The sequence below is a fragment of the Mesorhizobium sp. B2-2-4 genome (genome assembly GCF_006442375.1).
GTDB lineage: Bacteria > Pseudomonadota > Alphaproteobacteria > Rhizobiales > Rhizobiaceae > Mesorhizobium.
In genome coordinates, this window is record NZ_VFWB01000006.1 from 85,959 (window position 1) to 111,562 (window position 25,604).

General features: G+C 64.0%; 22 protein-coding genes. 19 read left to right on the forward strand and 3 right to left on the reverse strand.

Annotated elements, in window-relative coordinates; all coding sequences use genetic code 11:
* Nucleotides 1-21 precede the first annotated feature (21 nt).
* The 17 genes from mraY (at nt 22) to FJ959_RS16535 (ending at nt 20,649) form a co-directional block, all read left to right on the forward strand.
* Nucleotides 22-1,104, forward strand: a complete 1,083-nt coding sequence (gene mraY / locus FJ959_RS16455) for a phospho-N-acetylmuramoyl-pentapeptide-transferase (RefSeq protein ID WP_140495211.1) — start codon at nt 22-24, stop codon at nt 1,102-1,104.
* 9 nt (nt 1,105-1,113) lie between these two features.
* Nucleotides 1,114-2,514 carry a UDP-N-acetylmuramoyl-L-alanine--D-glutamate ligase gene (murD, locus tag FJ959_RS16460; RefSeq protein ID WP_140495213.1) on the forward strand — a complete coding sequence of 467 codons (1,401 nt, stop codon included), beginning with the start codon at nt 1,114-1,116 and terminating at the stop codon, nt 2,512-2,514.
* Nucleotides 2,514-3,665, forward strand: coding sequence for a putative lipid II flippase FtsW (gene ftsW, locus FJ959_RS16465; RefSeq protein ID WP_140516599.1), 1,152 nt, complete (start codon nt 2,514-2,516; stop codon nt 3,663-3,665). The genes murD and ftsW overlap by 1 nt, the downstream gene beginning before the upstream one ends.
* 1 nt (nt 3,666) lies before the next feature.
* On the forward strand, nt 3,667-4,794 hold the full coding sequence (gene murG, locus FJ959_RS16470; protein ID WP_140630913.1) for an undecaprenyldiphospho-muramoylpentapeptide beta-N-acetylglucosaminyltransferase: 1,128 nt from the start codon (nt 3,667-3,669) through the stop codon (nt 4,792-4,794).
* Nucleotides 4,791-6,191, forward strand: a complete 1,401-nt coding sequence (gene murC, locus FJ959_RS16475; protein WP_140495219.1) for a UDP-N-acetylmuramate--L-alanine ligase — start codon at nt 4,791-4,793, stop codon at nt 6,189-6,191. The genes murG and murC overlap by 4 nt, the downstream gene beginning before the upstream one ends.
* Nucleotides 6,188-7,153: a UDP-N-acetylmuramate dehydrogenase gene (gene murB / locus FJ959_RS16480; RefSeq protein WP_140630915.1), complete on the forward strand. Its 966-nt coding sequence runs from the start codon at nt 6,188-6,190 to the stop codon at nt 7,151-7,153. The genes murC and murB overlap by 4 nt, the downstream gene beginning before the upstream one ends.
* Before the next feature lie 301 nt (nt 7,154-7,454).
* Nucleotides 7,455-8,381: a D-alanine--D-alanine ligase gene (locus FJ959_RS16485; protein ID WP_140495223.1), complete on the forward strand. Its 927-nt coding sequence runs from the start codon at nt 7,455-7,457 to the stop codon at nt 8,379-8,381.
* Nucleotides 8,369-9,310 carry a cell division protein FtsQ/DivIB gene (locus FJ959_RS16490; protein ID WP_140516591.1) on the forward strand — a complete coding sequence of 314 codons (942 nt, stop codon included), beginning with the start codon at nt 8,369-8,371 and terminating at the stop codon, nt 9,308-9,310. The genes FJ959_RS16485 and FJ959_RS16490 overlap by 13 nt, the downstream gene beginning before the upstream one ends.
* Nucleotides 9,307-10,614, forward strand: coding sequence for a cell division protein FtsA (gene ftsA / locus FJ959_RS16495; protein ID WP_140516589.1), 1,308 nt, complete (start codon nt 9,307-9,309; stop codon nt 10,612-10,614). The genes FJ959_RS16490 and ftsA overlap by 4 nt, the downstream gene beginning before the upstream one ends.
* Before the next feature lie 66 nt (nt 10,615-10,680).
* Nucleotides 10,681-12,363, forward strand: a complete 1,683-nt coding sequence (gene ftsZ / locus FJ959_RS16500) for a cell division protein FtsZ (RefSeq protein WP_140495229.1) — start codon at nt 10,681-10,683, stop codon at nt 12,361-12,363.
* Nucleotides 12,364-12,645: 282 nt separating this feature from the next.
* A complete protein-coding gene (lpxC, locus tag FJ959_RS16505) occupies nt 12,646-13,596 on the forward strand; it encodes a UDP-3-O-acyl-N-acetylglucosamine deacetylase (protein ID WP_140495231.1) in 951 nt (316 codons plus the stop codon).
* 262 nt (nt 13,597-13,858) lie between these two features.
* Nucleotides 13,859-14,728 carry an outer membrane protein assembly factor BamD gene (locus tag FJ959_RS16510; RefSeq protein ID WP_140495233.1) on the forward strand — a complete coding sequence of 290 codons (870 nt, stop codon included), beginning with the start codon at nt 13,859-13,861 and terminating at the stop codon, nt 14,726-14,728.
* A gap of 13 nt (nt 14,729-14,741) precedes the next feature.
* Nucleotides 14,742-16,415, forward strand: a complete 1,674-nt coding sequence (gene recN / locus FJ959_RS16515) for a DNA repair protein RecN (protein WP_140630918.1) — start codon at nt 14,742-14,744, stop codon at nt 16,413-16,415.
* A 211-nt stretch (nt 16,416-16,626) separates the two neighbouring features.
* On the forward strand, nt 16,627-18,831 hold the full coding sequence (ligA, locus tag FJ959_RS16520) for an NAD-dependent DNA ligase LigA (protein ID WP_140630921.1): 2,205 nt from the start codon (nt 16,627-16,629) through the stop codon (nt 18,829-18,831).
* On the forward strand, nt 18,831-19,523 hold the full coding sequence (locus FJ959_RS16525) for a TIGR02453 family protein (RefSeq protein WP_140631354.1): 693 nt from the start codon (nt 18,831-18,833) through the stop codon (nt 19,521-19,523). The genes ligA and FJ959_RS16525 overlap by 1 nt, the downstream gene beginning before the upstream one ends.
* 104 nt (nt 19,524-19,627) lie before the next feature.
* Entirely contained in the window at nt 19,628-20,356 is a 729-nt protein-coding gene (locus FJ959_RS16530) for an AzlC family ABC transporter permease (RefSeq protein ID WP_140630924.1), read from the forward strand.
* Complete coding sequence (locus tag FJ959_RS16535) at nt 20,353-20,649, forward strand: AzlD family protein (protein WP_140521204.1); 297 nt, start codon at nt 20,353-20,355, stop codon at nt 20,647-20,649. The genes FJ959_RS16530 and FJ959_RS16535 overlap by 4 nt, the downstream gene beginning before the upstream one ends.
* Nucleotides 20,650-20,695: 46 nt before the next feature.
* On the opposite strand, the gene FJ959_RS16540 is transcribed toward FJ959_RS16535, so the two are convergent.
* From FJ959_RS16540 to FJ959_RS16550, 3 genes are all read right to left on the reverse strand, one after another.
* Nucleotides 20,696-22,540: an aminopeptidase P family protein gene (locus FJ959_RS16540; protein ID WP_140630927.1), complete on the reverse strand. Its 1,845-nt coding sequence runs from the start codon at nt 22,538-22,540 to the stop codon at nt 20,696-20,698.
* An 86-nt stretch (nt 22,541-22,626) separates the two neighbouring features.
* Entirely contained in the window at nt 22,627-23,499 is an 873-nt protein-coding gene (locus FJ959_RS16545; protein WP_140630930.1) for a 50S ribosomal protein L11 methyltransferase, read from the reverse strand.
* A gap of 10 nt (nt 23,500-23,509) precedes the next feature.
* A complete protein-coding gene (locus FJ959_RS16550) occupies nt 23,510-24,109 on the reverse strand; it encodes an SCO family protein (protein ID WP_140630933.1) in 600 nt (199 codons plus the stop codon).
* Nucleotides 24,110-24,319: 210 nt separating this feature from the next.
* Here FJ959_RS16550 and FJ959_RS16555 point away from each other — a divergent pair, with 210 nt between their 5' ends.
* Both FJ959_RS16555 and FJ959_RS16560 read left to right on the forward strand, forming a co-directional pair.
* Nucleotides 24,320-24,823 (forward strand): CreA family protein, encoded by a 504-nt coding sequence (locus tag FJ959_RS16555; protein WP_140630936.1) that lies wholly within the window; start codon nt 24,320-24,322, stop codon nt 24,821-24,823.
* Nucleotides 24,824-24,909: 86 nt separating this feature from the next.
* Complete coding sequence (locus FJ959_RS16560) at nt 24,910-25,551, forward strand: DapH/DapD/GlmU-related protein (RefSeq protein WP_140630938.1); 642 nt, start codon at nt 24,910-24,912, stop codon at nt 25,549-25,551.
* Nucleotides 25,552-25,604 lie beyond the last annotated feature (53 nt).

Consider the following 25,604-nt stretch of genomic DNA (forward strand, 5'->3'; position numbering starts at 1 on the left):
CAAGTCGGGGACGAAAAGCGCATGTTCACACTGCTCGTCGATTTCGCGGACAAGATCTCGGTCTTCAATGTCTTCCGCTACATCACCTTCCGTACCGGCGGGGCGCTGATCACCTCGGCGCTGATTGTCTTCATCTTCGGGCCGACCATCATCAATTCGCTCAGGTTGCGCCAGGGCAAGGGCCAACCGATCCGCGCCGACGGGCCACAGACCCATTTCAAGAAGGCCGGCACGCCGACCATGGGCGGACTGATGATCCTGTCCGGCATCATCGGCTCATCGTTGCTATGGGCGAACCTGTCGAGCATCTATGTCTGGGTGGTGTTGCTGGTGACGCTGGGCTTCGGCTCGATCGGCTTCTACGACGACTATCTGAAGGTGACGAAACAGTCGCATCTCGGCTTTTCCGGCAAAGCACGGCTGGCGCTCGAATTCGTCATCGCCGGCATCGCCGCCTGGGCGATCATGCATAATGGCCAGGCGCCGTTCTCCTCGTCGCTGACATTCCCCTTCGCCAAGGAATTCCTGATTAATCTCGGCTGGTTCTTCGTCCCGTTCTCCTGCTTCGTCATCGTGGGGGCGGGCAATGCGGTGAACCTCACCGACGGCCTGGATGGCCTGGCGATCGTACCGATCATGATCGCGGCGGCGTCCTTCGGCGTCATTGCCTATCTCTCCGGCAATGCGGTGTTCGCCGAGTATCTGCAGATCCATTTCGTGCCCGGCACCGGCGAACTGGCTGTTGTGCTAGGCGCGGTCATCGGCGCCGGCCTCGGCTTTCTCTGGTTCAACGCGCCGCCGGCGGCGATCTTCATGGGCGACACCGGCTCGCTGGCCATGGGCGGGCTGATCGGCACCGTTGCGGTCGCCACCAAGCACGAGATCGTGCTGGTCATCGTCGGCGGGCTGTTCGTGGTCGAGATCCTGTCCGTCATCATCCAGGTCGGCTACTTCAAGATGACCGGCAAGCGTGTGTTCCTAATGGCGCCGATCCATCACCACTTCGAAAAGCTCGGCTGGACCGAAAGCCAGGTGGTGATCCGCTTCTGGATCATCGCCGTCATCCTGGCGCTGGTCGGCCTTTCCACCCTCAAGCTCAGATAGGCGCGCCCCGTGATTCCCGCCGCATCCTTCGCAGGCAAGCGTGTTTCGCTCTTCGGGCTCGGCGGCTCGGGGATCGCGACCGCGCACGCGCTGATCGAGGGCGGGGCTGAGGTTCTGGCCTGGGACGACAATCCCGACAGTGTCGCCAAGGCGGCAGCCGCCGGGATTGCAACCGGCGACCTGCACACAGCCGACTGGGCGACGTTCTCCGCTTTCGTGCTGTCGCCCGGCGTGCCGCTGACGCATCCCAAACCGCACTGGACGGTGGAACTGGCGCGCGGTTCGGGTGTCGAGATCATCGGCGACGTCGAGCTTTTCTGCCGCGAGCGGACGCTCGGCGCGCCAGCCGCCCCGTTCATCGCCATCACCGGCACCAACGGCAAGTCGACGACCACGGCGCTGACGGCGCATATATTGAAGGCTTCCGGCCGCGATACGCAGATGGGCGGCAATATCGGCCGCGCCGTGATGACACTCGATCCGCCGCAACCCGACCGGCACTATGTCGTCGAATGCTCGTCCTACCAGATCGACCTCGCACCATCGATCAATCCGACGGCCGGCATCCTGCTCAATTTGACGCCGGATCACCTCGACCGTCACGGCACCATGCAGCATTACGCTTCGATCAAGGAGCGGCTGGTTGCCGGCAGCGAGACCGCGATCGTCGGCATCGACGATTCCTGGTGTGCGCAGATTGCCGAACGGCTGGAGCGGGCGGGGCGGCACGTCATCCGCATTTCGAAGCGGCTGCCGCTGACCGACGGCTATTTCGCCGATGGCACCAATTTGATGGAAGCGGTGCATGGCCGCTACAGCCGGGTCGCCTTCCTCGAAGGCATCGGCTCGCTGCGCGGGCAGCACAATGCGCAAAACGCGCTTGCCGCGGTGGCCGCCTGCCTCAAGGTCGGGCTCGACCTCGGCGAGATCCAGTCCGGACTGGAAAGCTTTCCGGGCCTGGCGCATCGCATGGAGCAGGTCGGCCGCAAGGACCACGTGCTGTTCGTCAACGATTCCAAGGCGACCAACGCCGATGCGGCGGCACCCGCCCTGTCGAGCTTTTCACGCATCTACTGGATCGCCGGCGGCCTGCCCAAGGAAGGCGGCATCGAGCCGCTGCGCGGCTTCTTCCCGCGTATCGCCAAGGCCTATCTGATCGGCGAGGCAGCGCCGGCCTTTTCGGCGACGCTGGGCGAGGCGGTGCCGTATGAGATATCGGGCACGCTTGCAGCCGCGGTCGAGCATGCCGCGCATGATGCGGCCAAGGACGATGGCGGCGAGGCGGTGGTGCTGTTGTCGCCGGCCTGCGCCAGTTTCGACCAATTCAAGAATTTCGAGGTCCGCGGCGAAGCCTTCAGGCAAGCTGCGAATGCTATCGAGGGCGTCAAACCCATCGGAGGGGCACGATAATGCAGAGCCGTCTCGACAAAAGCCCGGTTGCGACCTGGTGGTGGACCATCGATCGCTGGTTCCTGGCGGCGTTCCTGTCGCTGATGGGGCTGGGCATAGTTTTGTCCTTCGCCGCAAGTCCCGCGGTCGCCGAACGCATCGGCCTCGACAGTTTCCATTTCGCGACCAGGCAGATCATCTTCACCGTGCCGGCGCTCGGCGTGATGCTGGCGGTGTCCTTCCTCGATTCCAGAGAAATCCGGCGCATGGCGCTGATCATGCTGTGCCTGATGCTGGTGCTGATGGTGGCGGTGCTCTACATCGGCGTCGAGGTGAAAGGCGCGCGGCGCTGGGTGTCGCTTGCCGGCCTGTCGATCCAGCCCTCGGAGTTTTTGAAACCCGCCTTTGTCATCATGTGCGCCTGGCTGTTCGCCGAACACAAGCGCCAGCCCGACATTCCGGGCAATCTCTTCGCCATGTTGCTCTTGGTACTGGTCGTATCGCTGCTGGTGGCGCAGCCGGACCTCGGCCAGACCATGCTGACGACCGGCACCTGGGGCATCATGTTCTTCATGGCGGGGCTGCCATGGCTGTGGATCGTCGTGCTCGGAGCGGCCGGCGTCGGCGGCGTCTTTGCCGCCTATACGGTATTTCCGCACGTCGCCCTGCGTATCGACAAGTTCCTCACTGGCGAAGGCGACACGTTCCAGGTCGATATGGGCCGCGACGCATTGATCAATGGCGGCTGGTTCGGCGTCGGGCCGGGCGAGGGCACCGTCAAGCGGGTCATCCCCGACAGCCATGCCGATTTCGTCTTTTCGGTCGCGGGCGAGGAATTCGGATTGATCATGTGTTTCTTCATCATGTCCATCTTCGCCTTCATCGTGCTGCGCGGCCTCAACACGGCGCTGAAGGAGCATGACGATTTCACCCGCTATGCGGTCGGCGGCCTCGTCACCGTGTTCGGCCTGCAGGCAGTCATCAACATGTGCGTCAACCTGCAGCTGGTGCCGGCCAAGGGCATGACGCTGCCGTTCATCTCCTATGGCGGCTCTTCGCAGATTGCCATCGCCATCTCGATGGGAATGGTGCTGGCGCTGACGCGCAAGCGACCGGAAAAGCGCAAGCAGGTGGGCTTTGCCTTGCCACAGCGCGCCATGCCGGCGGAGTGACATGGCCAGAGGCGTTATCCTTCTCTCGGCGGGCGGAACCGGCGGACATCTGTTTCCGGCCGAGGCACTGGCGCATGAGTTGAACGCGCGTGGCTGGACGGTGCATCTGGCGACCGACGACCGCGCTGAGCGCTTTGCCGGCCACTTCCCGGCCGCCGCCATCCACCCGATCCAGTCCGCGACGCTGGGCTCCAAAAATCCTGTTGCCCTGCTTGGCGCTTTCTGGAAAATCTGGCGCGGCGTGCGCCAGGCGTCCGCCATCATCGGCAGGATCAAGCCCGACACCGTGGTCGGCTTTGGCGGCTATCCGACCTTGCCGCCGCTCTACGCCGCGACGCGGCGCAAGGTGCCGACGCTGATCCACGAGCAGAACGCGGTGATGGGACGCGCCAACCGGGCGCTGGCCAGCCGCGTCGATGCGATTGCCGGTGGCTTCCTGCCCCAAGACGAAAGCGCCGTCGGCGCCAAGACGGTGACGACAGGCAATCCGGTTCGCCCACAGGTGCTCGAAGCCGCAAAGACCGCCTACGTCGCCTCGGCCGGAGATGATCCCTTCCGCCTGCTGGTGTTCGGCGGCAGCCAGGGCGCGCAGTTCTTCTCCGATGCGGTGCCGGCGGCCGTCGCCTTGCTCCCCGACGCACTCCGCAAGCGGCTGGTGATCACGCAGCAGGCTCGGGCCGATGGTGTCGGGCGGGTGAAGGCGGCCTATGCAGCGCTTGGCGTCGGTGTCGAGGTCTCGCCCTTCTTCAGCGACATGGCGGCGCGTATAGCGGCCGCACAGTTGGTGATGTCGCGCTCCGGCGCGTCGACCGTCTCGGAAATCGCGGTCATCGGGCGGCCGGCGCTGCTGGTGCCCTATCCCTATGCGCTCGATCACGACCAGGCCGCGAACGCAGCCGCTCTTGCGGCCGCCGGCGGTGGCGAAGTGGAACCGCAATCCTCACTTTCGCCCGAGCGCATCGCGGCGCTGATCGGCGCCCTGATGGCCGAGCCCGAACGGCTCACGGCAATGGCTGCGGCGGCGAAGTCGGTCGGCAAACCGGACGCCGCACGGTTGCTCGCCGATCTCACAGAGGCTATTGCGTCCCGCAAAACCGTTTCGGATTTTAAGAAGGGAACGCACGCATGAAGATGCCGCAGACCATAGGCCTCGTGCATTTCATCGGCATTGGCGGCATCGGCATGAGTGGCATCGCCGAAGTGCTGCACAATCTCGGCTACAAGGTGCAGGGATCCGACCAGGCCGACAGCGCCAATGTGCAGCGGCTGCGCGACAAGGGGATCGAATGCTTTGTCGGCCACAGGGAAGAAAACCTCGGCGATGCCGAAGTGGTGGTTGTCTCGACGGCTATCAAGAAATCCAACCCCGAACTGAAGGCGGCACGGGAGAAATTGCTGCCGATCGTGCGCCGCGCCGAAATGCTGGCCGAACTGATGCGCTTCCGCCAGGCAGTGGCGATCGGCGGCACGCACGGCAAGACGACGACGACCTCGATGGTAGCGACGCTGCTCGAAGCCGGCGGGCTCGACCCGACCGTCATCAATGGCGGCATCATCAACGCCTATGGCACCAATGCGCGCATGGGGGACGGCGAGTGGATGGTGGTCGAAGCCGACGAGAGCGACGGGACCTTCCTCAAGCTGCCGGCCGATATCGCCGTCGTCACCAATATCGATCCCGAACATCTCGATCACTACGGCAGTTTCGAGAAGGTGCGCGAAGCCTTCCGCCAGTTCGTCGAGAACGTGCCGTTCTACGGCTTCGGCGTCATGTGCACCGACCACCCGGAGGTGCAGGCGCTGGTCGGCCGAATCGAGGATCGCCGCGTCATCACCTATGGCGAGAACGCGCAGGCCGACGTGCGCTTCACCAACCATCGCATGGCCGGCGCGACCTCGGAATTCGACGTGGTGATCCGCGACCGCAAGGGACGCGGCCAGACGACGATATCGGATCTGCGCCTGCCGATGCCCGGCCGCCACAACGTTTCCAATGCGACGGCGGCGATCGCGGTGGCGCATGAGCTCGGTCTGTCGGCCGAGGCGATCAAGAAAGGCCTGTCGTCCTTCGCCGGCGTCAAGCGTCGCTTCACCCAAACCGGCTCCTGGAATGGCGTCGAAGTGTTCGACGATTACGGCCACCATCCGGTCGAGATCGCTGCGGTGCTGAAAGCCGCGCGCAGCGCCACCAAGGGCCGCGTCATCGCCATTGCCCAGCCGCACCGTTTTACCCGGCTGCATGATCTGTTCAATGAGTTCTCCGCCTGCTTCAACGACGCCGACACGGTGATGGTGGCGCCGGTCTACGCCGCCGGCGAGGAGCCGATCGAAGGCGTGACCTCGGATGCGCTGGTGTCGCGCATTCGCGCCGGCGGCCATCGCGACGCGCGCTACATCGAGGGTCCGGAAGCAATAGCGCCTGTTGTCCGTGATCTGGCCAGGCCCGGCGACTTCGTCGTCTTCCTCGGCGCCGGCAACATCACGCAATGGGCCTATGCGCTGCCCAAGGAGCTGGCCGTCTCATGATGCAGGGCCAGGTGCTGATCGACAGACTTGGCGGCCGGCTTGCCGGCCTGCGCGGCCGCATCACGCCGAATGCCGAGATGGACAAGATCACCTGGTTCCGCGCCGGAGGACTGGCCGAGGCGCTCTTTCAGCCAGCGGACGAGGCGGATCTCGCTGCTTTCCTGAAAGTGGTTCCCGAAGAGATACCGCTGACCATAGTCGGCGTGGGCTCGAACTTGCTTGTGCGCGATGGGGGTATTCCGGGTTTCGTCATAAGGCTGTCGGCCAAGGGGTTCGGTGAAACCGAAATTGTTTCGCCGACATCGATCAAGGCTGGCGCGGCCACGCCCGACAAGCGCATCGCCGCGGTGGCGCTGGAAGCCGGCATCGGCGGCTTCCATTTCTACCACGGCATACCGGGCGCCATCGGCGGGGCGCTGAGGATGAACGCCGGCGCCAATGGCGTCGAGACGCGCGAGCGCGTCGTCGAGGTGCGTGCGCTCGACCGCAAAGGCAACGTCCAGACGCTGAGCAATGCCGATATGGGCTATGCCTACCGGCACTCGTCGGCACCGTCCGGGCTGATCTTCACCTCGGCGATTTTCGAGGGCTTTGCCGAGGACAAGGCAGTGATCAAGGCGGCGATGGACGCGGTGCAGAACCATCGCGAGACGGTGCAGCCGATCCGCGAGAAGACCGGTGGCTCGACCTTCAAGAATCCTGAAGGCACCTCAGCCTGGAAAGAGATCGACAAGGCAGGGTGCCGCGGCCTGCTGATCGGCGGCGCGCAGATGTCGCCCATGCACTGCAATTTCATGATCAACACCGGGACAGCGACCGGCTACGAACTCGAATATCTCGGCGAAACAGTGCGCACGCGGGTGCTCGAACATTCCGGCATCCGACTGCACTGGGAGATCAAGCGCATCGGGGACTTCCGCCCTGGACACGCCGTGCAGGAGTTTCTTGGGCAGTTGCTATAGCCATCGTTGAAGTTCAGGTGATGCATGAATTTCAACCGGTCAGGAATGACCGCGCGACCGTTGCTCCAAAGACTCAACAGCACGGTTTTCGCATCCATTTTCTCAGAAAGTGAATCTCTCGGAATCATAAGCACTTGCCAGTGAATCAACTCTCTGATTCTCTGCTCCAAAGCGTTTCCTGATTTGAGTCGTTCGACGCGTTTCCCGCGTTTTCCGTCTGGGGGGCAACCTGCCGGGAGACTCGGACTCAATGTTGCGGAAATCTTGGTTTTTGATCCGCCGTGAGAGGGGATGACGGGGAATGAAAAACAAGCATGTGGCCGTCCTGCTGGGTGGTTTCTCGTCCGAGCGGCCCGTGTCCCTGTCTTCGGGGAAGGCCTGTGCCGATGTGCTTGAGACGGAAGGCTATCAAGTCACGCGCGTCGATGTCGGGCGCGATGTCGGCTCCGTGCTTGCCGATCTCAGGCCCGATGTCGCCTTCAATGCGCTGCATGGTCCTTTTGGCGAGGACGGCACCATTCAGGGCATTCTCGAATATCTCGGCATTCCCTACACCCATTCCGGCGTGCTCGCCTCGGCGCTTGCGATGAACAAGGAGCAGTCGAAGAAAGTCGTGAAATTGGCCGGTGTCCCCGTCGCCGAATCGAAGGTCGCCAATCGCTTCGCCATTCAGAACAACCATCCGATGAAGCCGCCTTATGTGGTGAAGCCGGTCAATGAGGGGTCGAGCTTCGGCGTCGTGATCGTGCATGAGGGGCAGTCGCATCCGCCGCAGGTCATCGGCTCGTCCGAGTGGAAATATGGCGATACCGTCATGGTCGAGCGCTACATCCATGGGCGCGAGCTGACTTGTGCCGTCATGGGCGACGTGGCGCTTGGCGTCTGCGAGATCATCCCGACGGGCCATTCGTTCTATGACTACGATTCAAAATATGTCGCGGGCGGATCAAAACACGAATGCCCCGCAAAAGTTTCACCGAATATTTACCAAAAAATACAGACACTGGCGCTCAAGGCTCACCAAGCTGTCGGCTGTCGGGGCGTTTCCCGGTCGGACTTCCGTTATGACGATCGTCACTCCGAAAATGGCGAGGTTGTATGGCTCGAGGTCAATACCCAGCCGGGCATGACGCCGACGTCTCTGGTGCCTGAAATCGCCGCCCAGGCAGGGCATTCGTTCGGCGATCTGTTGAGTTGGATGGTGGAGGACGCTTCGTGTCTGCGTTGAAATGGGGGCAGGGCAAGGGGAAGGGCGTGGCCGGGCCGGCGCTGTTCAGCCTGCCATTGTCGTTCGACCATTTCGTGCTGCCGCGCGTGCTTCGCCGCCCGGTGCGTATCCTGGCGCGTCTGGGCGAGGGCGAATTCCAGGCGCCGCGCTTCTCCGCCGCGATCATGTCGGCAGTGCTCATTGCTTCGAGCGGCGCCTATGGCGCCTATCTCGGCGGTCATGCCGACGGCATCGTCCAGAGCATCACTGCCCGGACCGGCTTTGCCGTCGACCAGGTCAAGGTGGTCGGCAATCGCCAGACGTCCGAGATCGATATTCTCGACAGGCTCGAGCTCGATGGCTGGACGTCGCTGATCGGCTTCGATGCCGAGGCGGCGCGGGAACGCATCGCCACCTTGCCCTGGATCGAGGTCGCCGCGGTGCGCAAGGTCTATCCGCACACGTTGGAGGTGCGCGTCGAGGAGCGTCAGGCGTTCGCGCTTTGGCAGCAGGGCAGCGATCTCTCCGTCATCGAAAAAGACGGTGCCGTTATCGCGCCGTTCTCGGGTGGCAAGCAGGTGCTGCTGCCATTGCTGATCGGAGCCGGCGCGCCGGCCAAGGCGCCGGAATTCCTGGCGAAGATCGAAAAATACCCGGATCTCGCGACCCGCATCAGGGGCTATGTCCGTGTCGGCGATCGGCGCTGGGACCTGAAGCTGGACAATGGCATCACCGTCAAGCTCCCCGAGGATGGCGAGGATCAGGCACTCGCCGAACTCGTCGGCATGGACCATGACAAGGGGCTGTTGTCGCGCGATATCGCGGCCGTCGATATGCGGCTGTCGGACCGGCTGGTCGTGCAGCTGACGCCGGAGGCGGCGACTCAGCGCGAAGCCGCGCTCAACGAGAAACCGAAAACGCTGAAGCGCAAGCCGGAGACGAAGATATGAGCTGGCTTGGCGGTTCAGGCGATGCCTCGTCGCGCCGCTCCGGCACCTTGACGGTGCTGGATGTCGGTTCGAGCAAGGTCTGCTGCATGGTGGCGAAGCTGAAGCCGTGCGATGACGGCAAGCTGCTGCGCGGACGCTCGCACCGCATCCAGGTGATCGGCATCGGCCATCAGAAGTCGCAGGGCGTCAAATCGGGCGTCGTCATCGATCTCGATCGTGCCGAACATGCCATTCGTCTCTCCGTCGACGCCGCCGAGCGCATGGCCGGGCTGACGGTCGATTCGCTGATCGTGAACATGACCGCCGGCCGGCTGAAGAGCGAAGCTTTCTCGGCAACCATCAATCTCGGCGGCCATGAGGCCGACGAGGCCGACATCAAGCGGGTGCTCGGTGCCGGCGCCAAGCAGGCGCTGAAGACCGAGCGCGAGGTGGTCCATTCGCTCCCCGTCGGCTTCTCGCTCGACGCTGAGCGCGGCGTGCGCGATCCGCGCGGCATGGTCGGCGACACGCTTGGCGTCGACATGCATGTGCTGACCGGCGACGCCGCTCCGATGCGCAACCTGGAGCTCTCCATCAACCGCTCGCATCTTTCGGTCGAGCGCATGGTGGCGACGCCCTATGCCAGCGGGCTGGCGGCATTGGTCGACGACGAGCTGGAACTGGGCGCCGCCTGCATCGATATGGGCGGCGGCACGACGACGATCTCGGTGTTTTCGGAAGGCAAGTTCGTCCATGGCGACGCCATCGCCATCGGCGGCAACCACGTCACGCTGGACATGGCCAAGGGACTGTCCACCTCGCTCGATGCCGCCGAACGGCTGAAGGTGATGCATGGTTCGGCGTTGCCCGGCAGCGCCGATGACCGCGACCTGGTCTCGATCCAGCCGATCGGCGACGAGGGCGAAGTGCCGCTCCAGATTCCGCGCTCCGTCATGACGCGTATCGTGCGCGCCCGCATCGACGAGACGCTCGAGCTTTTGCGCGACCGGCTGAACAAGTCCGGCTACGGCAATGCGGTGGGCAAGCGCGTGGTGCTGACCGGCGGCGCCAGCCAGCTTGCCGGCCTGCCGGAAGCGGCGCGCCGCATCCTGGGGCGCAATGTGCGCATCGGCCGCCCGCTCGGCGTGGCGGGCCTGCCCGAAGCGGCGAAGGGGCCGGCCTTCTCGGCGGCCGTCGGTTTGTTGATCTATCCGCAGATGGCGAGCTTCGAGAGCCATCCGGCGAAAGGAATTTCCGGTCTCAGGATGACTGGAACAGGCGGAAAACTGCATCGCATGAGTCAGTGGTTGAGAGACAGTTTCTAATTGACGGGGACAGCCCCATAAGTGGCCGCGGCGGCGAAGCGGCAGGAAAGGCAAAGGACGGAGACAATGACCATCAATCTGCAAAAGCCGGACATCACCGAGCTTAAGCCACGCATCACCGTGTTCGGCGTCGGCGGCGGCGGCGGCAACGCCGTCAACAACATGATCACCGCCGGTCTGCGCGGCGTCGAGTTCGTTGTCGCCAACACCGACGCGCAGGCGCTGACCATGTCGAAAGCCGACCGGCTGATCCAGCTCGGCGCGCATGTCACCGAGGGGCTGGGCGCCGGATCCCAGCCTGAAGTGGGCCGCGCGGCAGCGGAAGAATGCATCGACGAGATCATCGATCACCTGTCCAACACCCATATGTGCTTCGTCACCGCGGGCATGGGCGGCGGCACGGGCACGGGAGCGGCGCCGGTCGTGGCGCGCGCCGCCCGCGAGAAGGGCATCCTCACTGTCGGCGTCGTCACCAAGCCGTTCCATTTCGAAGGCCAGCGCCGCATGAAGACGGCGGATTTCGGCATCGAGGAGCTGCAGAAATGCGTCGACACGCTGATCGTCATCCCTAACCAGAACCTGTTCCGGCTGGCCAATGACAAGACCACCTTCGCCGACGCGTTCGCCATGGCTGACCAGGTTCTCTATTCGGGTGTAGCCTGCATCACCGACCTGATGGTCAAGGAAGGCCTGATCAATCTCGACTTCGCCGACGTTCGTTCGGTGATGCGCGAGATGGGCAAGGCGATGATGGGCACCGGCGAGGCATCGGGCGAGGGCCGCGCGATGGCGGCCGCGGAAGCCGCGATCGCCAACCCGCTGCTCGACGAGACCTCGATGAAGGGCGCCAAGGGCCTGCTGATCTCGATCACCGGCGGCCGCGACCTGACGCTGTTCGAAGTCGACGAAGCGGCGACCCGCATCCGCGAGGAGGTCGACCAGGACGCCAACATCATCCTGGGCGCCACTTTCGACGAGGAGCTCGAAGGCGTCATCCGCGTCTCGGTTGTCGCCACCGGCATCGACAAGTCGGCGGCCGAAATCGCCGCCGCGCCGATCTCGATCCGCACCGCGCCGCAGAAGCCGGCCGCCCGCCCGGCCGTTGCCGCGGCGGAAAGCCGCCCCGCGCCGGTCCAGCAGGCTGCGTTCGAGCCGCGCGCCGCCGATCCGGTCGCGGAAGCGATCCAACTGGCCGAAGCAAACGCCGCGGCGATGGCACAAGCCCGTCCGGCGCCAATTGCCCATGCGGATGATTTCCGTCCGCAGAGCAAGATCTTCCAGGCTCCGCCGGCGCAGCCGCAACCGATGGTGCAGCCCGTGGTCCAGCAGATGCAGCCGGCGCCTCAGCCGCGCGAGATCCTGCGCGAAGTCCAGCAGCCGGTCGCGATGGCTCCCCAGCGCATGCCGCGCGTCGAGGACTTTCCGCCTGTCGTGAAGGCCGAGGTCGACGCCAAGAGCCGCCCGGCCGACCATGAGAACAGCGGACCGATGGGGCTCTTGAAGCGTCTGACCAACGGCCTGACGCGCCGCGAGGAAGAGCCTGCACGCCTGCAGCCGGCGCAGCCGCGCGAGCCCAAGCTGCGTCAGGCCGCACCGGAAGTGCGCCGTCTGGCAAGCCAGGACGCGCAGCTCTACGCGCCTCGTCGCGGCCAGCTCGACGACCAAGGCCGCCTGACGCCGCAGGCCAGGGCGACTCAGGAGGACGACCAGCTGGAAATTCCGGCGTTCCTGCGTCGCCAGGCCAACTGAGCGGTTAACGGGCTGTAACAATTGTTAACAGGCAAGCAAGGAATTGCTTGCCTGTTAACGTTTAAAAGAATGGAAATTCAAGCACTTAAGAGGCTATCCATACGTCGGTTGCGGTTACAAAGAGTAAGAAACCGTGATTTGGACTATCCCTGACGGGACATTATCTTCATTGCCTACCGTCGTCGGTTTGCCGGGATTTCGGGGGAAGTGACCTGGCCTGCCGATTTTTACAAGAGAGCCGCGCCCTCGGGCTGGAGAAGCGGACCTAGGCATTTCGGGCTTATGGGGATTGTCTTGCACGACTATCAGACGACAGTGAAGACGCGCGCGTCGCTTACGGGCACCGGCGTTCACAGCGGCAAGGAAGTTTCCATCAGCTTTCTCCCGGCGGATGCCGACACCGGCATCGTTTTCCAGCTTTTTAGTGAGAACGGGCAAGGTCGCGAGTTCCGCGCCCTGTTTTCCGAGATCGGCGCAACCGATCTGTGCACCATGCTCGGTGACCCCTCTGGCGAGCACATCGCCACGGTCGAGCACATCATGGCGGCGCTGTTCGGGCTCGGCATCGACAATGTCATCATCGAGATCGACGGCCATGAGGTCCCTATCCTCGACGGCAGCGCCATGGCGTTCGTCGAGGCCATAGACCAGGCCGGCATCGAAACGCTGTCGGTCAAGCGGCGCTACATCCGGATCGTCAAGCCGGTCCGCATCGAGAACGGCGCCTCCTGGGCTGAGTTCAGGCCCTATGACGGCACCCGCTTCGAGGTCGAGATCGATTTCGAAAGCCCGGCGATCGGCCGGCAGCTGTTCGCGTCCGACATCAATGCGGACATTTTCCGCCGCGACATCGCGCGCGCCCGCACCTTCGGCTTCATGAAGGACGTCGAGCGGCTGTGGGCCGCCGGCTATGCGCTGGGATCCTCGCTTGAGAATTCGCTGGTCATCGGTGACGACAACCGCGTCATCAACATGGGCGGCTTGCGCTACCCCAACGAGTTCGTACGCCATAAGACGCTGGACGCCATGGGCGACCTGGCACTGGCCGGGGCCCGCTTCATCGGCTGCTTCCGCTCCTATCGTGGCGGCCATAGGCTGAATGCGGCCGCCTTGCGGCGCGTGCTGTCGGACCGTACCGCGTTCGAGATCGTCGAAACGACCCGCCGCGAGCGCGGCCGTGCGGCCGAGATGAGCGCCGTCAACGCGCCTCTCTATGCGCCCTGGATGATCTGAGTCGCCGCCACTTTCCGGATACCATCGCAGCTCGCTCGTGTTGCATGAATGCATCATTTGCCGGCGAAATCGCAGGGATGCTCCGGCGCGGCCCGGCCGCCACAAAAATGTTCGATTGCCTAGACATAGCGTTGCCGGGCAAGGCGGTTATGGTTTATGGCTGCTGCCGTCGATAGTGCATGTCGCCTGGAAGTGGGGACCAGTTTTGGGGAAACGATATGCAACAGGCACTGAAATAACGCCGAAAGGGCGCAATCCAATCATGTTCTTCAAGCGAGTCGGTCAATTGAAAGCGCCGCAGCGGTCCGTTTTCCTGGCGCTTTCGGTGGTTGTTCCATCGCTCTTCCTGTCTGCTTGCATGTCGTCGGAAAAAGATATCGACCTGTCGACCTATGTCGACCAGACCGAGCCGGCCGACGTTCTCTACAACCAAGGGCTCGCCAATCTGAATGCCGGACGCCTCGACGAGGCGAGCAAGAAGTTCGACGCGGTCGACCGCCAGCATCCTTATTCGGAGTGGGCCCGCAAATCGATGGTGATGGGCGCGTTCGCCGACTATCGCAAGGGCAGCTACGACGAAGCGATCTCGTCGGCCAAGCGTTATCTGACGCTGTATCCGTCAACGGATGACGCGGCTTATGCGCAGTACATCATCGGCCTTAGCTACTACCGCCAGATCAAGGACGTGACGCAGGATCAGAAGGAAGCGCGCCAGACCGTGCAGACCATGCAGGATCTCGTGACGCGCTGGCCTAATTCAGAATATGTCGATGACGCCAAGGAAAAGATCCGCTTCGCCAACGACCAGCTCGCCGGCAAGGAGATGCAGATCGGCCGCTATTATCTCGAACGCCGCGAATACATCGCCGCGGTCAAGCGTTTCCGCAATGTGGTCGAGAATTATTCCAACACCCGCCACGTCGAGGAGGCGCTGGCGCGCCTGACCGAGAGCTATTATGCGATGGGCCTGACTTCGGAGGCGCAGACCGCCGCCGCCGTTCTCGGCACCAATTATCCCGACAGCCCATGGTACAAGGATTCCTACAAGCTCCTGCAGAGCAACGGGCTTGCGCCGCGCGAGAATGCCGGCTCGTGGATATCCAAGGCCGGGAAACTGATCACCGGCGCCTGATGCAGGCGTAACGATGCTTTCCAGGCTGTCGATCCGCGATATCGTCCTGATCGAGAAGCTGGATATCGACTTCCAGCCCGGTCTCTCGGTGCTGACGGGCGAGACCGGCGCCGGAAAATCCATCCTGCTCGACGCCCTGTCGTTGGCGCTTGGGGCTCGCGGTGACGCTTCCCTGGTGCGCCACGGCGCGGCACAGGGCCAGGTGATTGCCGTGTTCGACGTGCCGCGCAACCATCCGGTGCGCGCGCTGCTTGCCGAGAATGCCATCGAGGACGACGGCGACATCATCCTGCGCCGCTTGCAGACGGCGGACGGCCGCACTCGCGTCTTCGTCAACGATCAGCCGTCCAGCGTGACGCTGATGCGCGACGTCGGCCGCGCGCTGGTCGAGATCCACGGCCAGCATGACGAACGCGCCCTTGTCGATCCCGGCGCGCATCGCGACGTGCTCGACGCCTTCGGCGGCCATCTCGGCGCCGTCCGGTCGACGGCCGAGGCCTGGCGGCACTGGCGCGCCTGCGAGCAGGAGCTCTCGCGCCATCGTGCCAAGGTGGCGGCGGCGGCGCGCGAAGCGGACTACCTGCGCGCAGCGGTCACGGAGCTGACCAAGCTCGATCCGCAGCCGGGTGAGGAGACTGAGCTTGCCGACTTGCGCGCCCACATGATGCGGGCCGAGAAGATCGCCTCCGAAATCCACGACGCGCAGGACGTGCTTTCGGGTCCATCCTCGCCCTTGCCGCAACTGGCCAGCCTGCTCAGGCGGTTGCAGCGCAAGGCCGGCGAGGCCCCCGGGCTGCTCGACGAAGTGGTCAAGTCGCTGGATGAGGCGATGCTGTCGCTCGACGCGGCGCAGTCGGGTGTCGAGGCGGCTTTGCGCGCCACCGAATATGATCCACAGCGGCTGGAAAAGGCGGAAGAGCGATTGTTTTCGCTGCGCGCGGCATCGCGCAAGCACAGCGTTGCCGTCGATGATTTGGCGCAATTGCGCGACACGATGGTTGCCGATCTTGCCGATCTCGATGCCGGCGAGGAGCGCCTTCATGGGCTGGAAAAGCAGGCGGCCGCAGCGCGCGAAGCCTATGATATCGCCGCCGCGCAGTTGTCCTCGCTTCGCCATGCCGCGGCGGTCGGGCTGACAAAGACGGTGATGGCCGAACTGCCGGCGCTTAAGCTCGAACGCGCCGCCTTCATCGTCGAGATGAAGAGCGAGGCCGAGAGCCGCATGGAAGAGGGCATCGACCAGATCGAGTTCTGGGTGCGCACCAATCCCGGCACCCGGCCCGGGCCGATGATGAAGGTTGCTTCCGGCGGCGAGCTTTCGCGCTTCCTGCTGGCGCTGAAGGTGGCGCTGGCCGACCGGGGCTCGGCGCCAACGCTGGTCTTCGATGAAATCGACACAGGGGTGGGCGGCGCCGTCGCGGATGCCATCGGCCAGCGGCTGGCAAGATTGTCCAGGCGCGTGCAGGTGCTCTCGGTCACCCATGCGCCGCAGGTGGCGGCCCGCGCGGCGACGCACTTCCTGATCTCCAAATCCGGCAGCACCGACAAGGTCGCGACCGGCATCGCCGAAATGGACCGGGCGGCGCGCCAGGAAGAGATCGCGCGCATGCTGGCCGGCGCCACCATCACCGACGAAGCGCGCGCGGCCGCCGAGAGATTGCTGCGGGAGAATACGGCGGCTGCCTGAAAGCTCGTTTCCCGTGAAGGCGAGTCAGGATATGGCTGCATCCTGCTGTTCAGGAATGATTTTTTCGCAGGCCGGCTCCCTCCTGCCAAATCCTGATTTATAGTGGCGCCCAACCAAAGTGCGCCGCGCCTTGGTTATTGTTTTGCGCATGTCGTTGCCCCAAAATCGCACCATATTTTGGGCGGCGTGCATTGGTCAGGGAAGCCGTGCGATGTCTGAAAGACCAGTCGATTCGCTCAGTGAGAGCGAAGCCGAAGCGGAGCTGAAGCGCCTGGCGCAGGAGATCGCGGAGCACGACCGCCGCTACCATACCGAGGACGCGCCTGTTATCACCGACGCCGCCTATGATGCGCTGACCCGGCGCAACTTCGCCATCGAGCAGCGCTTTCCCGCCCTGGTGCGCGAGGATTCGCCATCGCGCAGGGTCGGTGCCGCGCCGGCGGAAGGCTTTGCCAAGGTGCGCCATGCCGTGCCCATGCTCAGCCTCGCCAAGGCCTATACCGACGAGGACGTCGCCGATTTCATCGAACGCGGCCGGCGCTTCTTCGACCGCGACAAGGATCTCGACATCGCCTTCACGGCCGAACCGAAGATCGACGGCCTGTCGGCCTCGCTGCGTTACGAGAACGGCGTGTTCGTGCAGGGCGCAACGCGCGGCGATGGCGCTGTCGGCGAAGACATCACCGCCAATCTGAGGACCATCGCCGATATTCCCGGCAGGCTGAAAGGCTCGGGCTGGCCCGAAATCATCGAGATACGCGGCGAGGTCTACATGACCTATGCCGAATTCGAGGCGCTGAAGCAGCGCTCAGCGGCCGCCGGCGGCCAGGACTATGTCAATCCGCGCAATACGGCGGCTGGGTCGCTGCGCCAGAAGGATCCATCGGTCACCGCCAGCCGGAACCTCAAATTCTTTGCCTATGCCTGGGGCTACACGACAGCCGACCCCGCTCCGACACAATACGATTCGGTGCAGAAATTCGCGGAATGGGGCTTCAAAGTCAGCCCGCTGATGGTGCGGGCGAGGTCGGTCGGCGAGCTGATCGCGCATTATCACCGCATCGAGGAACAGCGTTCTTCCTTGGGCTACGACATCGACGGCGTCGTCTACAAGGTCGACCAACTGGAGTTGCAGCGCCGGTGGGGCTTCGTCACCGGCGAACCGCGCTGGGCCATCGCGCACAAATTTCCGGCCGAACAGGCGATGACGACCGTGCAGAAGATCGATATCCAGGTCGGGCGCACCGGCACGCTGGCGCCGGTGGCGAGGCTTGCGCCCGTGACAGTCGGGGGCGTCGTGGTCGAGAACGTCACGCTGCACAACGAAGACTATATCAAGGGTTTCGACAGCAACGGCCAGCCGATCCGCGACGGCATCGACGTGCGCATCGGCGACACCGTGGTGATCCAGCGGGCAGGGGACGTCATCCCGCAGATCGTCAGTGTCGTCGTCGACAAGCGTCCGCCGGATGCCGTGCCTTACGAATTCCCACATACTTGCCCGATCTGCGGCTCGCCGGCGACGCGCGAAATCAACGAGAAGACCGGCAAGGAGGATTCCCGCAGGCGTTGCACGGGCGAACTGATCTGCCCCGCGCAAGCCGTGGAAGGGCTGCGCCACTTCGTGTCGCGCGGGGCCATGGATATCGAGGGACTAGGCGCGGAAAACATCGACCTGTTCTTCAATGCGGGCCTGGTCAAGACGGCCGCCGACATCTTCACGCTCAGGGATCGGCGTCCCGCCGTCACCAAGGCGCTGGCCGAGCGGCGCGAGGAGCAGGCGAGGCAGCGCGAGGCGGCGTCGGGCAAGACGCGCAAGAACGTGCGCAGCGTCGAGGACCGCAACTATGAAGGGTTGGACAAGCTCTTTGCGGCGATCGATTCGCGCCGCGAACCCGAGCTCGACCGCTTCATCTTTGCGCTTGGGATCCGCCATATCGGCGAAACGACGGCGGCCGTGCTTGCCCGGACGTTTTCGACAATCGAGGAACTGATCCGCGTCGGCAAGGAGACCGCGGCGGCTGACGATCCGCATAGTGTCTTCCCGTCGATCAACGGCATCGGCGACACGGTGATCAACGCGCTGGCCGATTTCTTCGGCAATGAGCGCAATGACGACGTGCTTGAGGCGCTGCTTAAGCAGGTCAGGCCGAAGCCGTATGTCGTCACCGTCTCGGCCGACAGCGTGGTCGCCGGCAAGACCATCGTGTTCACGGGCTCGCTGGAAAAGATGACGCGCTCCGAAGCCAAGGCGATGGCCGAACGGCTGGGCGCGAAGGTGGCGGGCTCGGTTTCGGCCAAGACCGATCTGGTGGTGGCGGGGCCCGGCGCCGGCTCGAAACTCAAGCTTGCCAGTGAACTCGGCATCGAGGTCATAGACGAGGACGCGTGGCTGCAGCGGATCGGCAAGGCATGATGTCAGGCGAATTCAAGGGGTTCGGCCAGAAGGCTATTCCGTTCCTGAAGGCACTTGATTTCCACCAGAGCCGCGAGTGGTTCGTAGAGAATCGCGACCTGTTCGAACAGGAATTGCGCGATCCGCTGGGCGATCTGGTGGAGACGCTCACACGCCGTTTCGGCGAGGCCGGGCTCGGCCTCAAGGGCGACCGCAAGAAATCACTGTTCCGGATCAACCGGGACGTGCGCTTCGCCAAGGACAAGCGGCCTTACAACCGGCATCTGTCGGCGATCCTGTCGCCCGACGGCACCAAGATGGAGCAGGGCGTGTTCTATGTCCATGTCGGGCTGGAACGCTGCTTCGCCGACATTGCCTGGTGGCAGCCCGCCCCGGAACTGTTGCTCGCCATGCGCAAGGCCATCGCGGCAAGGCCGGACAGGTTCCGCGCCCTGGTGGGCGCCTTGAAGAAGAACGGTCTGGAATTCGAGACGGAAGGCCGCATGAAGCGCACGCCGCGAGGCTTCGAGCATGTCGGCGATTCCGATCTGACCGAGGCCATCCGCAACCGTCATTTCTACGTCCAGCATGTCATCGATCCGACGGGGATCCACACGGCGGCGCTGGTCGACGAGCTGGTCGATTTCACCATGCGCGCCAAGCCGCTGCTCGATTGGGGGAGGGCGATCGAGGGCAAGGTGGCGCAGGGCTAGGATTGGTCCTGGCAATCATTTCCGCTGATTGTTGGGCTCAACCGAATTCGTGTGACAAGGCGGGCCACGCTACCTAGATCAGGCCATTCTCCTGGGAGTTATCCATGGTGTCGGATGCAATTTCCGAGAACGGCGCAAAGGGCGATTTCTGGCAAGGCGTGCGGCTTTCCATGCCGGTCGTTGTGGCGTCGGCGCCGTTCGGGGTGCTGTTCGGGGCGCTGGCCGTCGACAATGGCTTATCGGTGTTCGAAGCCTTCCTGATGAGTGCGATGATCTTCGGCGGCGCCAGCCAGATGGTCGGCATCGAGCTGTTCGGCCAGCATGTCGCGCCGTGGCTGATCGTGCTGTCGATCTTCGCCGTCAATTTTCGCCACGTGCTCTATTCGGCCGGTATCGGCCGGCGCATAGCGCACTGGCCCGTGGTCAGCCAAGCGCTCGGCTTCTTCATCCTCACCGATCCGCAATTCGCCGTCGCCGAGGCGAGGGCGCAATCCGGCGAGACGGTCGGCTTCGCCTGGTATCTCGGGCTCGGCCTGCCGGTCTATGTATTCTGGGTGATCGAAAGCGCGCTCGGCGCGGTGTTCGGCAAGCTCATCCCCGACACGCATGCGCTGGGCATCGATTTCCTGCTGCCGATCTATTTCCTTGGCCTGGTGATGGGCTTCCGCAAGCGGCCGTTGTGGCTGCCGGTGGTCGTCGCCAGTGCTTGCGCCTCGATCGTCGCCTACAAGACGGTAGGTTCGCCCTGGCACGTCTCGATCGGCGCCATCGCCGGCATGCTGCTGGCCGTCATCCTGCCGCCCCACCACTCAGGCGTGAAGGCACGGCCATGAGCACGACGTTCTGGATCATCATCGCCGGCGCGATCGCCACTTATCTTACGCGGATCGGCGGGCATCTGGTCATCTCGCGCTTCGACAATATCCATCCGCGCGTCGAGGCCGGCCTCAACGCGGTGCCGGCGGCGGTGCTGACGACATTGGTGGCGCCGGAACTGTTGAATGCCGGACCGGCGGAATGGGCGGCATTGGTTGTCACCGCCATGGTTTCGCTGCGCGGCGGGCTGATGGCGATGTTTTTGGCTGGTGCGGCGATGCTGATCCTGGCGCGGCAGTTCGTGGGGTAGAGTTCCGGGCGCGATCGTTCGAACGCTGGCGCCGCCTTAGACGCACTCAAATCTTAGCGCCATGCGGTAACGGCGCCGTTGCCTTTTCCAGCCAGGCCAGCGTCTCGCCGTCGAGCATCGGGCCGATCTCGGCCAGCACGCGGGCGTGGTAGGTGTCGAGCCAATGCAGCTCGTCGCGGGTCAACAAATCCGAGCGCACCAGCCTGACATCGATCGGCGCCAGGGTCAGCGTCTCGAAACCGTGCATGGCGATGTCGCCGCCGTCGATCTGCTCGGCCGGCGTCACCAAGATGAGGTTCTCGATGCGGATGCCGTAAGAACCTTCCTTGTAATAGCCCGGCTCGTTGGACAGCATCATGCCTTCGAGCAGCTTTTCGGTGCCCGTGCGGGCGATGCGTTGCGGGCCTTCGTGCACCGCCAGATAAGAGCCGACGCCATGGCCGGTGCCGTGGGCGAAGTCGCAGCCGTGCTTCCACAGCGCCATGCGGGCGACGGCGTCGATTTCCGAGCCGCGCGTGCCGGCGGGGAAACGCAGCGTGGAAATGCCGATCATGCCTTTCAGCACGAGCGTGAAGCGTTCGCGCATTTCCTCGGTCGGCTGGCCGATCGGCATGGTGCGGGTGATGTCGGTGGTGCCGTCCTGATATTGGGCGCCGGAATCGAGCAGGAACAGCTCGCCGGCCTGGAGCTTGCGGCTGGTGGCGCGTGAGACGCGGTAGTGCATGATGGCGCCATTCGGGCCGGCGCCCGAAATGGTGTCGAAGGAGACGTCGCGCAGCGGCATTTGCGTTTCCTCGCCGGTCTGCCGGCGCGTCTCTTCCAGCCGGGTGACGACCGCGATCTCGTCGAGCGAGCCGGGCTTCTGGCGGTCGAGCCAGCACAAAAGCTTCGCCACCGCCGCGCCATCGCGCCGATGCGCGGCGCGCGAGCCGTTGATCTCGGCCTGGTTCTTGGTGGCGCGCGGGATGCGGGCCGGGTCGGGAGCGGCAATCACCTCGCCGCCATTGTCCTCGACCAGCATGCGCAGCCTGTAGGCGGCCAAAACGGGGTCTAGCGCGATTTTCGCGCCGCTCTTGGCCAGCGCCACGACCGCGGCCTCGAATTCACCGGGCTCATGGGGCTCGGCAAGCTGGGTGACATACGCCGCAACCTGGCGCGAGAATTTTCGGCTGTCCATGAATAGCCGGTGCCGTCCGTCGGCAGCGAGGACAGCGAAGCCGAGCGCCAGCGGCGTGTGCGGTACGTCGCCGCCACGGATGTTGAAGGCCCAGGCAATCGAGGAGGGATCCGTCAGCACCGCATGGGTGGCGCCCTCCTGGCCGATCGCCGCCGCCAGCCGCGCCAGCTTGTCCTTGGCGAGCTCGCCGGCAAAACCGATGGGATGGAGTTCGACAGGAGCGACCGGTGCATCCGGCTGATCCTTCCAGATTATGTCGATCGGGTTCGCCTCGAGCGGCACCAGCACGGCGCCGGTCTTTTCGGCCGAGGCCCGCAGCGCCTTGACCTCGCCGATCGTGTGCAGCCAGGGGTCGAAGCCGAGCCGCGCGCCCTTGCCGAGGTTATCCTTGAGCCAATTTGCAGGCGGATTGTCGACCAGGCTCTCGATCGAGAAGATACCGAGATCAACCTCGCCGCGCACCTGCAGCGTGTAGCGTCCGTCGACGAAGATGAAGGCGCGGTCGCGCAGGATGATGGCAACGCCGGCGGAGCCGCTGAAGCCGGTCAGCCATTTTAGCCGCGCCGAGCGGTCGGCGACATATTCGCCCTGATGCTCGTCGGCGCGGGGAACGACAAATCCATCCAGGCCGTTTTCCGCCAGCCATTGGCGCAGCAGCGCCACGCGCGGTCTGCCGACGGCCGGATTGCCAGCGGAATCAAAGGTCTGGAACATGGTGGCGTCTCCCTCGGATAGTGCCCGACCGTAGCGCATGGAGCTGGAAACCGGAATCGATTTCAGCAGGGCCAGACGGGGCCGCGTCACCGTTTGAGATGGATCGTCACCCAGCCTTCGCGGTGCAGCGTTCTGACATGGCGAAAGCTCTGGCCGACATAGGCGGAGATCACCGCGTCGCGCTGCCGGTCGAGGATGCCTGACAGCACCAGCGAGCCGCCGAGGCTGATGTGTCGCGCCATTTCCGGCGCAAGCCGCATCAGCGGCCGCGCCAATATGTTGGCGACGATCAGGTCGAAAGGCGCACGCCTGGCAAAGATCGGATGGTGGAATCCGGGCGCGGTCACCGTCTCCACCAGCGCCTTTACGTGGTTGAGCCGCGCATTGGCGGCGGCAACGCTTACCGCCACCGGATCGATGTCGGTCGCCAGCACGGGAATATGGAAGAGCTTGGCCACAGCGATGGCCAGCACCGCGCTGCCGGTGCCGAGGTCGAGCGCGTTGCGCGGCCGCTCGCGCCGCGTCACCTTTTCCAGCATTTCCAGGCAACCGGCGGTGGTGCCGTGATGGCCGGTGCCGAAGGCCAGCCCCGCTTCGATCTCGATGGCAAGCTCGCCACTGTGGCGTTTGCGGCGGTCGTGCGCGCCATGCACGAAGAAACGGCCGGCACGCACCGGTTTCAGCCCTTCCAGCGAGCGCGCCACCCAGTCGATATCGGGCAAGGTCTCGCGCTCGACCGGCCTGGACAGGGCTAGCCCTGCCAGAACGTCCTTCACCCGCGCCTCGACCGCATCGACATCGCCGTCGGCATAGAGAGAGACTTCATGAATGTCCGCGTCCTCATCGACCTCCAGCACGGCGATTGGCAAGCCTTCGTCCTCGAAGGCGGCATCGAGGGCGGCGAAAATTCTGGTGGATTCGATCTTGCCGGCGGTGAAATGGAGCCGCGTCTGGGTCATGAATTTCGCATCAGCCCTTGGCCGCGAGGCGTTTGAGCTTTTCCACGGCGGTGTCGGCGCTTTCGCCATAGGCGATCGTGCCGGCGAAATCGCCCTTGCCGTTGAGCAGCAGCACCGAGGCGGTATGGTCCATCGTGTAGTCGCCGTCGCCGGTGTCGACCTTCTTCCAGTAGATGCCGAAGGACTTCGCCATGGCGTGGACCTTGTCCGGGTCGCCCGATATGCCGGTGATGCGGTCAGAGAAATTGCTGACATAGGCGTTCATGACCGCGGGGGTGTCGCGCTCCGGATCGACCGAGACGAAATAGGCATGCAGGTTCTTGCCGTCGTCGCCAAGCGTCTTCAGCCAGCCGGACAGTTCGAACAGCGTGGTCGGGCAGACCTCTGGGCAATGGGTGAAGCCGAAGAAGACGACGCTGGGGTGGCCCCGGAAGGCGGCCTCGGTGATCGGCGCGCCTTTCTGGTCGACCAGTGTAAAGGCGGCACCGTAGGGTTCGCCGCCATAGAGGGGCAAATACGACTTGACCGTCATCGCGCCTATCCCCACCGCCATCAGCACGAGGATGCCAATGAGGATGAAGCGCATTAATGGTGAAGCGTCTTTATACATTTTGGCCTGCTAGTTACGAAATTGGGGGCTCTGTAACGTCGGGCTCAAACCCAGGATGTTTCAGATTCACCAAGCATGATCATAGTGCCTTGGTCAAACCCGCGCAAAGTGCCGCGTTGCCGCAACCGTATATCCTGTCAACGTACCTGCTTGCAAAGCCGGACTGCTCGCCCCACCTGTGACCGGCAACTCGAAGCGCAGGAGGCTGTCTTGCAACGACTGATTGGGCGAAATCTGATCGGCGGCGCTCTGGCCGCGTGCCTTGTCCTTGGCGCCGGTGCCGCAGTCGCCGATGAAGTCGGCAAGGTCGGCGTCGACTGGCTCGGCAACGACATCATCGTCGAAGCGATCAAGGACCCAAAGGTGGACGGCGTCACCTGCCACGTGTCCTATTTCGACCGCGGCATCATCGACCGTCTGCACAAGGGCAACTGGTTCGAGGATCCTTCCGATTCCTCGATTTCGTGCCGCCAGACCGGTCCGATTACCATCGGCGACATCGACATGAGCGAAGGCGGCGAGGAGGTGTTCAAGCAAGGCATCAGCCTGATCTGGAAGAAGCAGGTGGTGAACCGCATCTACGACAAGGCCAACGAGACGCTGATCTACCTCTCGCATTCGCGCCAGGTGCAGAACGGCTCGGCCAAAATGTCGGTCACCACCGTGCCGCTCTATGGCCAGAACGTGGTGTGGACCAAGGGCAAACCGAAATAGATGGATCCGGTTCTTTCGTGCAATTGACGTGGCCGACAATTGCTCCCGACTTGCGGGAGCTATTGCCCTGACGTAAAGCCGCCCGCATGGACCGTTCCGAAAATCTCGTGCTGAAAGATCCTGAGCCGCGTATCCATCCGACGGCGGAGTTGAAAGCATGCAAGCTCGGTCGCTACGCCTCGATCGGCGAGCGGGTGGTGCTGCGCGAAGTGAGCGTCGGCGATTTTTCCTATTTCGAGCGGCACGCCGAGGCGATCTACACGAACATCGGCAAATTCTGCTCGATTGCCGCCAACAGCCGCATCAATGCGCTGGATCATCCGATCGAGCGACTGACCCAGCACAAGGTCAGCTACCGGCCCAACGAATATTTCCGCTGGCTGGGCGTCGATGCCGTCTTCCGCGAACGGCGCCAGGCGAAGGCGGTGAGCATCGGCCATGACGTGTGGATCGGCCACGGGGCCGTGATCATGCCCGGCCTCACCATCGGCAATGGCGCCGTCGTCGGCGCCAATGCCGTCGTCACGCATGACGTGCCGCCCTATACGATCGTCGCCGGTGTGCCGGCCAAGCCGCTTCGGCCGCGCTTCACAGCCGATATCGCGGCGCGGATCGAGGCTCTCGCCTGGTGGGACTGGCCGGTCGAAAAGCTCGCCAGCGCCGTTCCCGACATGCAGGCCATGACCATCGAGACCTTCCTGGATCGCTGGGAAAATCACGCCGCGTGAGTGACGCCGGCGCGGCTGAAGAGCACGCGCATTTGCGCCAAAGGCGCGCTTCA